Source organism: Oligoflexus sp. (assembly GCF_035712445.1).
GTDB lineage: Bacteria > Bdellovibrionota_B > Oligoflexia > Oligoflexales > Oligoflexaceae > Oligoflexus.
In genome coordinates, this window is sequence record NZ_DASTAT010000143.1 from 71,897 (window position 1) to 85,727 (window position 13,831).

The 13,831-nt window shown below is 54.4% G+C and carries 12 protein-coding genes; 4 read left to right on the plus strand and 8 right to left on the minus strand.

Features of this window, described 5'->3' with window-relative positions; genetic code table 11:
* Window positions 1–140: 140 nt before the first annotated feature.
* A complete protein-coding gene (locus VFO10_RS30480) occupies window positions 141–818 on the minus strand; it encodes a hypothetical protein (RefSeq protein ID WP_325145813.1) in 678 nt (225 codons plus the stop codon).
* A gap of 467 nt (window positions 819–1,285) precedes the next feature.
* On the opposite strand from VFO10_RS30480, the gene VFO10_RS30485 reads away from it, so the two are divergent.
* Window positions 1,286–1,861 (plus strand): PhnA domain-containing protein, encoded by a 576-nt coding sequence (locus tag VFO10_RS30485; protein WP_325145814.1) that lies wholly within the window; start codon window positions 1,286–1,288, stop codon window positions 1,859–1,861.
* On the opposite strand, the gene VFO10_RS30490 is transcribed toward VFO10_RS30485, so the two are convergent.
* Window positions 1,858–3,540 carry a S8 family serine peptidase gene (locus tag VFO10_RS30490; protein WP_325145815.1) on the minus strand — a complete coding sequence of 561 codons (1,683 nt, stop codon included), beginning with the start codon at window positions 3,538–3,540 and terminating at the stop codon, window positions 1,858–1,860. The genes VFO10_RS30485 and VFO10_RS30490 overlap by 4 nt on opposite strands.
* Window positions 3,541–3,679: 139 nt before the next feature.
* Here VFO10_RS30490 and VFO10_RS30495 point away from each other — a divergent pair, with 139 nt between their 5' ends.
* On the plus strand, window positions 3,680–4,939 hold the full coding sequence (locus tag VFO10_RS30495; protein WP_325145816.1) for a thioredoxin domain-containing protein: 1,260 nt from the start codon (window positions 3,680–3,682) through the stop codon (window positions 4,937–4,939).
* Here the strand turns inward: VFO10_RS30495 and VFO10_RS30500 are convergent.
* The 5 genes from VFO10_RS30500 to VFO10_RS30520 all read right to left on the minus strand — a co-directional run bounded on the left by VFO10_RS30500 (window position 4,929) and on the right by VFO10_RS30520 (window position 10,719).
* Window positions 4,929–6,017 (minus strand): PA0069 family radical SAM protein, encoded by a 1,089-nt coding sequence (locus VFO10_RS30500; RefSeq protein WP_325145817.1) that lies wholly within the window; start codon window positions 6,015–6,017, stop codon window positions 4,929–4,931. The genes VFO10_RS30495 and VFO10_RS30500 overlap by 11 nt on opposite strands.
* Window positions 5,995–8,388: a DNA polymerase II gene (locus VFO10_RS30505; protein ID WP_325145818.1), complete on the minus strand. Its 2,394-nt coding sequence runs from the start codon at window positions 8,386–8,388 to the stop codon at window positions 5,995–5,997. Before VFO10_RS30505 ends, VFO10_RS30500 begins: the two co-directional genes overlap by 23 nt.
* A gap of 121 nt (window positions 8,389–8,509) precedes the next feature.
* On the minus strand, window positions 8,510–8,647 hold the full coding sequence (locus tag VFO10_RS30510) for a DUF2892 domain-containing protein (RefSeq protein WP_325145819.1): 138 nt from the start codon (window positions 8,645–8,647) through the stop codon (window positions 8,510–8,512).
* A 55-nt stretch (window positions 8,648–8,702) separates the two neighbouring features.
* The gene (locus VFO10_RS30515; protein ID WP_325145820.1) at window positions 8,703–9,809 is read right to left on the minus strand and encodes an alpha/beta hydrolase; all 1,107 of its coding nucleotides are present in this window, start codon (window positions 9,807–9,809) and stop codon (window positions 8,703–8,705) included.
* Between the two features lie 10 nt (window positions 9,810–9,819).
* On the minus strand, window positions 9,820–10,719 hold the full coding sequence (locus tag VFO10_RS30520; RefSeq protein WP_325145821.1) for a LysR family transcriptional regulator: 900 nt from the start codon (window positions 10,717–10,719) through the stop codon (window positions 9,820–9,822).
* A 120-nt stretch (window positions 10,720–10,839) separates the two neighbouring features.
* Here VFO10_RS30520 and VFO10_RS30525 point away from each other — a divergent pair, with 120 nt between their 5' ends.
* Window positions 10,840–11,301 (plus strand): DoxX family protein, encoded by a 462-nt coding sequence (locus VFO10_RS30525; protein ID WP_325145822.1) that lies wholly within the window; start codon window positions 10,840–10,842, stop codon window positions 11,299–11,301.
* Window positions 11,302–11,337: 36 nt separating this feature from the next.
* Here VFO10_RS30525 and VFO10_RS30530 read toward each other — a convergent pair whose 3' ends face one another.
* Window positions 11,338–12,432 (minus strand): S1 family peptidase, encoded by a 1,095-nt coding sequence (locus VFO10_RS30530; RefSeq protein WP_325145823.1) that lies wholly within the window; start codon window positions 12,430–12,432, stop codon window positions 11,338–11,340.
* Window positions 12,433–12,807: 375 nt separating this feature from the next.
* Between VFO10_RS30530 and VFO10_RS30535 the strand changes: the two genes are divergently transcribed.
* Window positions 12,808–13,815 (plus strand): galactose ABC transporter substrate-binding protein, encoded by a 1,008-nt coding sequence (locus VFO10_RS30535; protein WP_325145824.1) that lies wholly within the window; start codon window positions 12,808–12,810, stop codon window positions 13,813–13,815.
* Window positions 13,816–13,831 lie beyond the last annotated feature (16 nt).

A 13,831-nucleotide genomic window follows, 5' to 3' on the forward strand; every position in this document is an offset into this window, starting at 1 on the left:
GGTAGGAAGGAACAGGGTTTTTGGACTAGAGACGGGTTGTGAAGATTTTGTGAAGGGCGGAAGTGTAGGTTAAAAGTTTGGGGAAGATGGAAGTGTGGGGTTGACGTCCAGAAGCCTGGGGCTTCTGGACTGTCGTTATATTACTTCGCGCAGGCCGTTGGCAAGGTAGCTGGAGATTTGTCAGCTTTGCAGACGGGGAAGAGCGCTTTTTGAGCTTCGACCAAAGAAAGGAATTCTTTGAAAGTCTCTGGAATTTCCTTTCCGTTCGCGTCAATCAAACGACGGAAGCGGTACTGCGATGGTACGCCAAGGATCAAGCTGTCACGGCTATATTCATCGTCCGCGACTTTACGCATGGCAAAAGTCAGAAGTTTCGAAGGGGGAATACCGACAGGAGGAATGCCGCCTGGTTGGAAGGTCGGAGTTACGACGCCGTAGCTGAAATCTTTGTTGAATTGAGCAACGTAAACAAGTTTCGATTTTCTGACCAGCTCGTACAGAGCCACGCCTGCAGGCGAACCGTGCCAGCTCCAAACTTTGGCATCGTAAACAGGCAGCGAGCCTCTGTATCCAACAACTTCACCTTCTTCCTCGATTGCTTCCCATTTCACACCAGCGAACGAAACCATTTCATCAGCAAGGGGGTTGCCGTTCATCCACCAGATACCTTGAAGAGCTTCAGGTGTATCGGTTGCATCATTCGCCACAGTCATCTCTTTGTAAGCGACTTTATGGTCAACGAACTTGTATTCGTAAGGGCTGAAGCCAAAAGCCGAACTCGAGACAAACAGGGAAAGCGCAAGTACGTTCAATTTCACAGTATGTTTCCTCATACAAATGGACGATCCAAAGTGTGTAAGCTGGGGATATAGATTCAGCGGCGCATTGTCAATGCTTGAGATTACACGCAATTGTATTGCGCCCAACCAAAACCTTAATCAATGAATACCAATGATCTTTTTAAGCCCGACACTTATGACGCCGACATGGGGTTACAAATGCCCTGCCACAATTAATAAGACATAGCTATTTCTATTCACGCCGTGTCTGCTTAGCTGATGATCCCTGATCTTCTCGACAACACAGATCGCATTCCTATCTGAAGCACGGATCCTTCATCACCATTTTCACGAAGCCAATTGCAACGCGATGACAATTGCTCCGACTGCTTTATCTTCAGCAATGAAGTCCTCGCTCACCATCAGCATAGACCCCTTAATGCCCTTGAAAAAACCCCTTACATCCGTTAAGGTTGGCCGATTTTCCACTCGCGAGGCTTTAGACCATGACACACGAACATAACCTTCTGGAACGCGCGTCTCACCGCTGCGAACTCTGTGCGAATACCACCGATCTTGCGGCATATGACGTCGCACCCAACGCAGGTTCTACTGTCGACACCCAGGTCCTTCTCTGCAAAACCTGCCAGGATTCTATGGCCAACCCCAAGTCGGTTGACGTCAAACATTGGTATGGCCTGAATGAAAGCATCTGGAGTGAACACAATGCCGTCAAGGTTCTCGCCTACCGCGTTTTGAAACAGCTCGGTGACAATGCCTGGGCCCAGGATCTTTTGGGTCAGATCTATTTGGATGATGATGTTCAGAAATGGGCCGACGCCGGACTCAGCAGCGAGAAAGAAGAAAGCAAGGCCCAGGTCCTCGATAGCAACGGCACTGTGCTTCAGGATGGAGACACCGTGACCTTGATCAAAGACCTGGATGTGAAAGGCGCGAACTTCACCGCCAAGCGCGGCACAACCGTGAAGAACATCGTGCTGACAGATGACCCCAAGTATATTGAAGGTCGCGTCAACGGCACACGCATTGTGCTGGTGGCGGCGTATCTGAAAAAAGCTTAACCGCCGCAGATGGTCGCCAGTGCGTTGGGAGCCTCACCGGATTCTTCACCGGCAGGTTCCTCGACCGCTTTAAGCGGCGGAGCCGCCCCTGCGGGTGTTCCGGTGTTCAGCTCACGCAATTTCTTCATATAATGCAAAAGGTCGACCTGCCCCACATAGCTTCGTGTTTCACTCTGCTCCTGGGCCAAATCCAATTCCGCTTCCTGCAGCACGCGGCGGAAGGTTTGCTGAATCGAACCATCGGTATTCCGCTTATCCGCTGCCGCTTTCAATTGAAACAAAGCCGCAAGTCCTGCCACATAAGGCGCGGCCATGCTCGTTCCATCCAAGGTTTTATAGCCATTGTTCAAATAGGTGCTGTAAATCGCGGAACCCGGCGCCGTGATGTCCGGGCTGGTACGCTTGGTGGCAGGATTCACAACGCTCGGATCCACCCCTTTGGTCAGCTCCGAAGGAAAGTTACTGTAGGATGCCAGCGTCGCATCAGGATCCGAAGCGCCCACGCAAATCGTTCCGTTATAGGAGCAAGGCAGCACCGTATATTCCTTGATGGTCTGATTCAGCACAAAAAGCGTCTGCTGCTTGCATTCGCCGCCTAAAGGACAGTTCTCGTTGCCGGCCGCGACCACCACGATAATTCCCGCATTAATCGCATCGCGCATGATCTGGCTTTCCGTACCATTGCTCGATACCAGGTTTTGAAAGTCGACGCCACCACCCAGACTCATGGAAATCACATGCGCGCCTTCGGCCATCGCATAGCGAATCGCTTTATTCACAGCATCGGTCGATCCACCTTTCGAGCCCAAGGCTTTAATCGGCATAATCTTAATTTTGCCAGGGGCAAGCAATTCACCGACACCAACCATACCATTCTCATCAACTTTCTTGGCCGCAATGATGCCCGCGCAATGAGTGCCATGACCATCATCATCTTCGGGATCGGCGTCATTGTTCGCAAAATCATAGCCCTTCACCGCACCGTTCACGGTGTAAAGGTTATCCTTCAACGCGGGATGCTGTTGGCCCACACCTGTATCAATCACAGCCACCACCACCTGATCGCGAACGTTCTGAAGACCATCGGCAACAGTCCTGGCTTCCGTTGCACTCGTCTGATCATAGGCCCACTGCTGCCCCGAAGCCTGGGTCAGCTGATGCTCACTCACACGCCCGGTCTTCGACACCCGAAAGGAATCTTCGACAAAATTGAAAGCCTTCCCATCCGCCAGCCGGAAATTGGTGGCCAGAGCATTCTGCACCTCGGGCAGTTTCAAAAGAGAACTGGCAAAACTCACACCGGGCGCAAGGTTTCCGCCCAGCTCCAGGAAGCGAACACCATCATCTTCCCCCAAGGCCTTCGGCACCGCGGCGACATTTTTCACATTGATCTGGCTGCTCAGAGATACGGCTTCCAGCGCATTATTGATCGCATTTTTAATGGTCACATTCAAAGCATCAGGATCCTGCACAAGATTATTCTGCTGCTGATCCTGCAGCTGACTGAGGAGCGCCTGACTCAACCCCACAGTCAAACTCTGTTGATTGACACTCGCACTCAAAAGCGAACAGGCGATAGCCGCAGCTACACCGCCAGATTTACCTTTACAGGTCATACAGAGGAAGGACAGACTGACAATTCCAAATCGGGATGCCCATTGCGGCCAGCGGGAACGCATAAGATCAGCTCTCCAAAAGTTAATATGCAGGGAATCTGGAATGATCTTAGCGAATGCTGTAATTTTGGCCAAGACGAAGATGCCAGGTTCGGCAGAAGTCTTGCACATAGCCCAAGCGATCCCCAGGAAACGGAGGCCTATGCGTCCATTTATCTTATTTCCTTTTATACTGCTGCTGGCTGCCTGCGTAAGCTCTGGGCAGGCGATGAGTGAGCGGGACAATTCCGCCCAGACGCCGCGGCTTATCACGTTGACGCCCGAGAAGGCGCTCAAGCTTGTGAACGAAGCTTCGCCCACGATGCTTCTGATCGAGTTCACCACCCAATGGTGTGAACACTGCAAGGAGCTTAAAAAGCCCCTCCAGGCACTCGCCGCCAAGGGCCAGGGCCGCTACCGCATCGTATCCGTCGATGTCACCGATAAACTCCAGGTCATGGAAAACTTCGGCGTCGCCCAGAAGCTGCCGGCTTTCCGCCTGCAGGTTCCAGGCAGCAAAGACCCCATCTTGCGCTACGGAACAGGCGGACCCTTCCGCGAGATCGTGCAGTACTTATTGGACGAGGAGGCTCCGCGCTTTCTTCCCTGGGCCGACCATCCCTTGCAAAAGCCACAGGCTTATAAGGCCATGCTCCTCGCGGGAAGCTCCGACAACGCAAATTTCCTGCAGGAAGTGTCCTGGAATTATTCCTGGTTGCTCCAAAAGGGATATAAAGAGGATGAAATAGGCTGTTTTTATGCCAAGCCTGATCTGATTCAATACGGCGGTGATCGCGAACAATTCGATCAGCTGAAGCCCATATTGGAAACCTGTCATCCCGTGAAGCACCAGGAATTCCTGGACAGCATTCGCCTCTCACTGAACGAGAAACCGTCAACATTTTATCTTTACGTCACAGCCCATGGGGCCGCGCCGGTCCCCCTGAAAAACCGCGAGACCTTCAGAAAAAGCTGTCTCGCGCATGCGCCTTCGCTCGCTCTGGACCAGACGCCTCCCGACTGTGTTTCAAGCCAGGGACTGACCGTCGACGATCTGGCCCGAGCCATGAAAGATGGGTCCGCCACCAAAAAATATCTCGTCCTGCAGGGCTGCTATACAGGTGGATTCATCTCGCCTCGGGATAATCCGAAAACCACAGCCAGCCCGCTCGCCCGGCTACCAGGCATTCATATCCTGACGGCCTCTGCAGCGCGGCAGGCGAGTTTTGGCTGCAACGCCGGAGCCCATGTCACCTTCTTCGGCTCCGCCTATAGCCAGGCTGTCCAGGACGATAAACAAAAATTCGAGACCATGGATTGGCCCCGTATTTATCAGGATGTGCTGAAGGAGGTCACAAGGCTGGAAAAAGAGTTGCAGATAGGCAAACAGAACGCGTCACGTCCGCAGTTCTTTAAAAATTAGGAAACAGCTCCCGCTGCTTCCACTCGCCGGGTCTGCGAAAATGCGAAACATCGAGGCCCGGCATGCCTTGATCCAAACCAAACTTCTTCGCAAAAATCTTAAACATCGTCTGAATCTGCTGCGCATAAGGCCCTTCGCCGGTCTGCCTTGTGCCCCAGCGCGTATCATAAAGCTCCCCGTTGCGGGTATCTTCAATCAAAGTCCGCACATGCTGAGCCCGCAGCGGATAGTGATGCTCCACCCAATCCAAAAAAATGGGTTTCACAGCCAAAGGTAAACGCAAAAGAACATAATCCGCACTGCGGGCTCCAGCCTCGGCTGCAGCTTCCAGGATCTTCGGCGTTTCCTTATCGGTAAGGCCCGGAACAATCGGAGCCACATTCACGCCCACCGGAATACCGGCAGCACTCAGACGCCGAATTGCTTCCAGCTTCATCTCTGGAGGCGGTGTGCGCGGCTCCATTTTGCTCGCCAGTTCGCGATCGACCGAGGTCACCGATATGAAGACCTCCACCAGATTCATTTCCGCCATCGGAGCCAGGATATCCAGATCACGCAGAATCAAAACGTTCTTCGTGATAATCGAAACAGGATTCCGAAATTCATGCAGCACTTCCAAACAGGCCCGTGTCAACCGATAGCGCCGTTCCACCGGCTGATAGCAATCGGTGACACCCGACATGGCGATGGGTTCGGGCTCCCATGAAGGCTTCATCAGGGCCTCGCGCAGAAGCTTCGGGGCGTCGACCTTCATCATGATTTTGGTTTCAAAATCAAGGCCGGCATTGAAACCCAGAGTTTCATGCGTGGGGCGCGCATAGCAGTAGGCGCAGCCATGCTCACAGCCGCGATAGGCGTTGATGCTGTAATTGAAGCAAATATCCGGACTCGAATTCTTCGTAAGTATGGTCTTCGCATGATCCACAAGCACGGTCGTCTTCGCCGCCTTTTCAGGATCATCCCAGGGTTCGGGCGGCACATCCCTTTCAATGCGCGTGGATTCAAAACGATTCGCAGGATCGATCCGGGCGCCGCGTGATTTGCGGTTTTTAAAATCAGAGGGTGTGGTCCTCGTCATGGAAATCATCCTTGAAGTGAAAGCCTGATTGTCCGCTCGTGGCTTCATCCGCACGGAAGCCCGCAAAGGGGGCCAGACCTTCCACAATGGGCAGAATCTGTTTGATTCTGTAGTGTTCATAGTCCACCGGCGCTTTTACAAAACCGAGGGGCTGTGGACCTTCTGCGGTCATCAGATAGCGCACGACCCGCACCGTGCGGGGCAGAAGGCGAGCCGCTTTAATGTGCGGCGGCGTGGTGCGCGTATAGGCTTCAAGCGGTTTCCGAATACGCTTGCGATAAACCAGCTCATCATCAAGCCGCCCCGCCTGCATGGATCGAATCAGAGTGCGGATATGCGCCACCATGTTTTCGGGCGGCTGACGTTCAAACAGCATCCGCAAAAGGTCCCGCTGCAGCTGCCTCGCGAGTGGCGTCCAATCGCTCCGGACGGCCTCCATACCCTTGATTTCCAGGCTTTGGCTGCGCTCATCCATCTGAAGACCGGCATAATTCTTGGCCCGACTCCCCTCGCCCTGTCGATCGGCCGGCAGGAAAAAATAACGGAAATAGCCATCGAATTCCAGCTCCATATGCGAAGTGAGCTGGTATTCCTTATGAAGCGCCAGGGCCAGAGCTTCATTCGCTTCCGCGCAGAGCCTGCGGCCATAAGCAAGGACGTCAGCCGTCGCAAGGCAGGCGAGGTCCTGCACCGAGACGAACAAGGAGTCGGTGTCTCCATAGAGAACGGTATATTCACGCTGTGTAAAATAAGCCTTCATCCAGGTCAAAAGTTTTTGTCCCAGCGTTGTGATCCCGTCGGCCATGGTGCGATCCGCAAAACGGCAGGCATTCGTGGCCAGAACTCCATAAAAGGAATTCATGATGATCTTATAGGAATAGGCCTCGGCCGCCTGACCCCGTTCCCGCGCGAGGGCTCGGTGCTGAAAAAATTCATGCAAAAGTTCGGGGAGTATGCCGGGCTCGCGCGAAAAGACCGCACCGTTCGGCGCGTGAATGCCCTCGCCTTCCGGGAGTGTTTCCCCCTGGATGAAGGCCACCGGATCAATGTTAAACGTCCGCATGATGGAAGGGTAAAGGCTCTTGAAGTCAAAGACCAGAACATGCTCATGCAGGCCCACCACAGGATCGAGGATCAATCCGCCGGTTCCGCCTTCTTCCTCGCCCGCATCAATACCCCGCGTGGGGGCCACCATTCCCCTTTGATGCAAAGCCCCGATATACAGCGTTTCAAATGCGGCGACGCTGCCCCAGGCTTTTTCCAAAGGCAGATGAGTCAGAAGGCTGCGCGTGAGTGTCAGTTCCAAGAGGCCCTGCTTTTTCAGGATATCGCGGACGAGTCGCGCATCTTCCAGCACATAGGCACAGAAAGCCTTGCGATCAAATCGAAAGGCCTGTTCGATTTTCTGGGCCGCGTCCTCCCATTCCTCGACAGCAAGCGTCTTGCCGCGGCCTAAAAGTTCCTGGGCCACCGTGTTCAACCTTAGATCTTCAAAACTGCTCAGCGTATGCCGCACAAGTTGCAACGCATCCAGTACCTGACGCCCGCGGATCACCATGCGGCCTTTGCCAAAGTACTGGCTCTGCCTCGCAAAAGAACTATCCTTGGTGCGGCCCAGATTGAATTCCACGCCCTGTTTTTTTGAAAGCTTTTCCAAAACAGTCAGATCGAAATCAATGACATTCCAGCCTGTGATGATATCGGGATCCAGCGCAACAACGCGTTCACGGAAATACTGCAGAAGTTCCTTTTCATCCGACAGGGCCTTTACCTCAGGCGGATCATCGGCACGCGCAGCTCCAATGAGGAGAACCTCTTCCGATTTTGCCTTGCCCTCCAAACACCAGCTGACCAGGGATATCCCGAGCAGCCGTGAGGCCTCTGCATCCGTTTCAATATCCAGCGAAAGTATTTTCAGATCAGGTTTTCCCGGCGCCGGGCTTAGAGTGGGATTGATGTAAAAGCGCTGCACGTGTTTCGAAGGTTGCCAAAGGCCCTCGATCCGAACCATACCCGCGAGGCCGCGATGAATGCGGTAAAACTGCGGGTAATCCAGATCCGCTTCATAGCTTCGGATGCCGCGGCCGTCGAGATCCTTTTCCAGGGCCCTCAGATCGCGCACGGTGGGAAGCGTCACGCTTGCGACCGCTTCGCCATCCATCGTGGTCAGCTCTGTGTCCTGCCGCAGCCCGCGATGTTTCCTCAACAGGGCATCAACGCCGCCTGCATCGGATCGACGGATATAGAAACAGGGCGGCAGCCTGTCATCGAGCAGACCAAAGGTCTCGCCGTTCTCCAGGCGGCCGGCAGCGTAGATGACGCTTTTGCCATGGAAGAGACCGTGAAAGATATCGACGAGAAAGGCACGCAATCGATGGCTCCTTTGTGTCAAAGGAATGCCATACACTACCCGCGAATGGTGGCTCCCAAGCCCCACCAGCGTTGGCCCCTTTGCTTCCGAGGATTACCATACACTTGTCGGGCTTGTCGATCTACGAGAGTTTCTTCTTGCCGAGTTGACAGGTATTAATGCCCAGCATGGCATACGGCGGGCACCAGCCCAGAAGTCCCGGAGCGCTGTGTAGCAGGGCCCGCGGTGAGATCGTGACAGCGCTCGCAATCGTCGCCATCTTCAACTCATGATGGAAGGAAATAGACCCGGATCCTGGTAAGCCCCACTTTTTTTTAAGGCCGCAGCATATAATTGGAATTCACGGCAGGCACAGTCCGTTTGATAAACATACGCCGCGGCGCATCCATACCAAGCAGCAGCTGACTCACATCCCCGATAATCGGCCGACCAGCGTAGTAACCGTGCCCCAGCCCACCCACACCAAGGACAGGCCGATCGACTTCACTGACATCGATCGTATCCACACCTTCCATCATAGTACAGCTGCCCAGTCGGGCATTTCCATTCACCCGTGTTGAAGCCGCCAGTGCGTTATCATTCGGTGAGCAGTAGACCGTCGTCCGCACCGCAATTTTCCGCACAGCAGGCAAAAGGCTTCTGAAATCCTGCGTGGAAAAATCAGGTGCATTCAGAATCAGCTCCTGAATTGTTCCCTCAGGAAGAGAGTCCGCCAGCTGAGCCAAAGCCGGCAGCACCACCTGATGCCCCATGCTGTGAACAACGACATGAATTCGCTTGCCAGTGGCTGCTATCGTCGTGAGCAGCTGCTGAAACGGCTCAATGCTCGCCGCCGCATTCTTCTTATTCTCCTGATAAGTCCGAAGAAGATAGGGCCCTTCGATGAGACGCTGAACCGCACCCGCCGGCCACGAGAAAAGTACCAGCTGCCCCTGATACTTCCCATCAAACCCGATCTGCGCCGCCCGATAAACGGCCTCTTCAAAGCGCACGTTGAAACCATGCACGAACACCAGAATTTCATCCGGCTCGGGACTCTTCAAAGCCATCGCAAAGGAATCCGCATTCAAACTTTCATGCTGGGCCATCTGAAAATTAATCTGGGAATCAGAATTCGGATCATTCCCACTGCTCAAAGACCCCACCGGCCGGTTGATCGGCACCTGCACCCGGCACATGCCGTAGCGCAGATCCGTCCCCTTGCCGACGCCATACACAGCGTTCGAGCAGGCACCGACAGCCCCCTGCGTGCTGCGGTTGGTGACATAGATAACATTATAGGGCTGGGTTTCGATGTACGAGACAGGGAAGCGGGCATTCAGTTCCTGACGCAGAACCTCGTAACGCTCCGAGCCCTTCGGAGTCTGACAGGCGCTGAGGGTGATGAGGGTCAGTATCATGAGAAAACGAGAGCGCAGCATGAAAGATCCTTTAAACAAGCTGTGAGGGGAACTCGGTTTTCAGCTCCCGGAATAGAAAACGATAGGCCTCGGCAACCCGGGCCGCCTTCATGATATCGCGGTGACTCAGCAGCCAAAGACTCCCGAAATCGGGACGATTGACTCGATCGGGCAGCTCCACAAGGTTTCCAAGTCGATTGACAAAGCGCGGAAGCAGGGCCACACCAGCCCCCTCTGCACATAAAGACTGCGCGGTCATGAGGCTATCCACGCGAAAAACGCGCGTCCAATGCCGTGACTCAGTCTCCAGTTCCTGCGCCGCTCCAATATGCTTCAGACTCTGATCAAAGGCAATCAGAGCCGTTCGCGGCCGCAGGGTTTCCAGATTCAGATTCGCTGTTTGCAGCTGATGCAAAAGTTTCTCGGACGCGAAATAGGCGAATTCTATAGGCCCAAGCTTGCGTCCGATATAATCCTCCGGCGGTTTGATCGTCGGCCTGATGGCAATATCCGCATCACGTTTATTCAGATTCGACATTGTATTGCTGCTTTTCACCGACACGTTCAGCCCTGGATAGGCTTCCGTCAGCTTTATCAGAATAGGCGGCAGTATCGTCTGCGCCAGCGTATCAGCCGTCGTGATCACGAGCGGTCCTTCCATCGTCTTATCAATGCCCGCCACCGAGCGATTGATACCTATGACCGCAGTTTCCATGGCTTCAGCATGCAGGAGCAGAGTTTCCCCGGCACTCGTCAGAACGAGCCTGCGACCCGACCGTTGAAAGAGTTTGGTCTCCAGGATCTCTTCCAGTTCATGCACGCGCCGAAACACCGTCGTGTGGTTGATCCCCAGGGACGCGGCCGCCGCAGGAAGGCTGCCGTCCCGGACTATAGCCAGAAATATTCGTATGTTATCCCAGTCTTTAATCATTGCAAAAATGCAATCCTTATATGCGATATCGCTTATTTATTATCACGCCTGCAATGCCGAAAATCAATGTGTCGGGCCCAGGAGGGCAACAACGCCTCTCTTCAATAAAAGGATATGGATATGACGAGCGCAAACAGTTTTTTAAGCAGGATTCTGAAAACAGACGGTGACGTCTCTGCAACCATTGCCCGCGTGGCTCTTGGGGTCATGATACTGCCGCATGGACTGCAAAAAACCCTGGGCTGGTTCGGGGGCTATGGATTTTCGGGGACCATGCAGTTTTTCACGGAAACGATGGGGATTCCCTGGATCCTGGCTTTGGCCGCCATACTTGCTGAATCGGTGGGTGGCCTCATGCTCATCCTGGGATTGGGAGCCCGCGTGGCGTCCGCCCTGGTTGGCATCACGCTTTTTGTTGCGGCTCTCACGAGTCATGTGCAGCATGGATTTTTTATGAACTGGTTCGGTCAGCAGAAAGGTGAAGGGATTGAATTCTTCATTCTGGCGCTTGGTCTCGCTTTGATTGTGACTCTCAAAGGCGCGGGGAAATTTTCTGCGGATCGCGCTCTGGTCAGGTCATGAAAAGAAAGCCCCCGGTTTGAGCCGGGGGAAGGCCACTCACTCGCTACAGGTCTTTTTGAGTGCCGTGCTGGCGATGGCGCCCAGGTACGAACTTCCTTCATAAGTATCTGTGAAGCTCAGGGTCGCTTCCTCGTCGGCCGCAGCCTGAGCCACTTTCGCCGTTAAATCATAGGTCACAGGAAAGATGCCATAGAAGTAGCGTGTTGGTGTCAGAGTGAACTCGCAGTTCTTCACGGACCGGCCCGTCACGTTCTTCACGCTGACATTCAGGACATTGCCGCTCTGCGTGACATCCGACAGAATCTGGAATTTCGCCGGGTTGGTTGGGCTGCCGTTCATGTCACCTGGCTCAGGTTTGGGGCTCGACACGCCGTCCAGTGGATTCGCGCGACCGGTCAGCTTTCGCGCCATGTCCACGATCAAATTATACTGTAAGGCTACACTGGTGTACTGATTACCGCCCGTGCAGCGGCGCGCGTTGTCCATGAAGGCGGTCGAGGTGATACCGGCAGTGTACCACTCACCATTTTTGCGAACGTAAAGGGGACCACCGGAATCGCCACTGCAGGCGGCTGTGCGTCCGTTGCGGACACTCAAAGCGCCGGCTCCGGTCTGACCCACGTACTGGCTGTCGACCGTGCGCAAAGTCCCAAACGAATTGGGAGTATTGTCGCTGCCGTAACCGGCCTGGCGAACGACATCACCGGGGCTCATGGCCAGCGCGGGAGGCAGAAGTTTTGCGGGTTGATAACCGGCGGGAATTTCCTGCGCGAGTTTCAGCATGGCCACATCATTGTGCGATCCGGTATAGGCGGGATTGATGCTGGCCGATGCGATCTGAATGATCTTGCGATCGCGGCCGTTGAATTGAATGCCGAAGAGCACGTAACCGCCCTGCACCGAGTTTTCATAGCAGTGCGCTGCGGTCAAGACAAGATCACGGGCGATGATCGTTCCCGTGCAGCCGCTGAGTCCAACGGTTGAAATTTTTTCCGGCCCTGTGTCCCCAGCAGAGACCACGCGACCGCCTACGATATCGAGTTCACTGTTTTGTTTGGTGCCGCACGCGCCAGCGAGAATCGTCAGAGGCAAGACAAACATGACCATCATCGGGAGTTTCAGTTTCTTCATGGTGAGGTCCTTATCAAGGGGTGGCTTTGGGGCCATGAGCAATCCCTATGCCGGGATAACGAACCGGGATTGCGCCTTGATTGGTCCGTCGAATCCTTATGTTACAGTCCTCGCACCCCACGTCCATCATCAGGATGCTGACAGCGCTGTCACCGTTTCTGACGTTTTTAAACCTGCACGCTCGCCGTTCACGCGGCCTCCCCTTCGCGTTCGACAGTCACCTGCCCCGGCGTCCCCTACACGGCAGCTCCCAGGTCGACATCTTTTACGAATGGGCGCTTTACTGTTTTCTTTTCCCGAGATATCAATCCCCATCTCGGAGTGATGGGTGAATACGGAAATATAACCAGTGATTCTTGGACACAGGAGATCCGCATGAAACAGGTTCCACTCGCAATACTGGCTCTCACCGTTGGATTCGGCGTGAGCTGCACAAAAAAGAAGCCGAACGCGGACGTCGTCATCGGCAGTGCTATCTATAAGTACGATGACACCTTCATGTCCGGCGTCCGGACTGCCATGAGCACGGCCGCCCAGGGCAAGGCCACCATTGATTTCGTCGATAGCGCCAATCAACAGCCGGTGCAGTCGGAAAAAGTTGATCTCTTCATCGCGAAAAAAGTCAGCGCCCTCGCCATCAATCCCGTGGACCGCACGGCCGCTGGCGTTTTGATCGATAAAGCCAAAGCCGCCAATATCCCCATCGTCTTCTTCAATCGCGAGCCCATGCCCGAAGACCTGAAGAAGTGGGATAAAGCATATTATGTAGGCGCGAAGGCCGAGCAGTCGGGCACTCTGTCCGGCGAGATCGTGGTGGATTACTGGAAGTCGCATCCCGAAGCCGACAAAAACAAGGACGGCGTGATTCAGTATGTGATGCTCACCGGCGAGCCGGGTCATCAGGATGCGGAACTGCGCACGCAGTATTCGGTCAAGGCGATCGAAGACGCTGGTTTGAAAACTCAGAAACTGGCCCAGGATACCGCCATGTGGGATCGCGTGCGCGGCCAGGAGAAGATGGCTGCCTTTATCGGCGCGCAAGGGGACAAGATCGAGCTGGTCATCGCCAATAACGATGACATGGCCCTGGGCGCTATCGAAGCGCTGAAAGCCGTCGGTTATTTCCGTGATAAAAAATATATGCCCGTCGTGGGTGTCGATGCCACGGCTGCGGCCATGAAGGCCCTCGAAGACGGCACGCTGCTCGGCACCGTTTTGAATGATGCGAAAAATCAGGGTCAGGCGACCTTCGCCCTGGCCTATGCCCTGGCCCAGGGCAAGACACCGGACAAGGCCAACACAGGCTACGACCTGACCGATGGCAAGTACGTGTGGATTCCCTATCAGAAGATCACCAAGGAGAATCGTCAGACCGCGATGTAATCCGGCGTGATGGTAA

Coding starts and splice junctions, on each gene's coding strand:
- VFO10_RS30495 (WP_325145816.1), top strand. CDS start 3,680: ATGCGTCCATTTATCTTATTTCCTTTTATACTGCTGCTGGCTGCCTGC.
- VFO10_RS30500 (WP_325145817.1), bottom strand. CDS start 6,017: ATGACGAGGACCACACCCTCTGATTTTAAAAACCGCAAATCACGCGGC.
- VFO10_RS30525 (WP_325145822.1), top strand. CDS start 10,840: ATGACGAGCGCAAACAGTTTTTTAAGCAGGATTCTGAAAACAGACGGT.
- VFO10_RS30515 (WP_325145820.1), bottom strand. CDS start 9,809: ATGCTGCGCTCTCGTTTTCTCATGATACTGACCCTCATCACCCTCAGC.
- VFO10_RS30535 (WP_325145824.1), top strand. CDS start 12,808: ATGAAACAGGTTCCACTCGCAATACTGGCTCTCACCGTTGGATTCGGC.
- VFO10_RS30490 (WP_325145815.1), bottom strand. CDS start 3,540: ATGCGTTCCCGCTGGCCGCAATGGGCATCCCGATTTGGAATTGTCAGT.
- VFO10_RS30520 (WP_325145821.1), bottom strand. CDS start 10,719: ATGATTAAAGACTGGGATAACATACGAATATTTCTGGCTATAGTCCGG.
- VFO10_RS30530 (WP_325145823.1), bottom strand. CDS start 12,432: ATGAAGAAACTGAAACTCCCGATGATGGTCATGTTTGTCTTGCCTCTG.
- VFO10_RS30485 (WP_325145814.1), top strand. CDS start 1,286: ATGACACACGAACATAACCTTCTGGAACGCGCGTCTCACCGCTGCGAA.
- VFO10_RS30510 (WP_325145819.1), bottom strand. CDS start 8,647: ATGGCGACGATTGCGAGCGCTGTCACGATCTCACCGCGGGCCCTGCTA.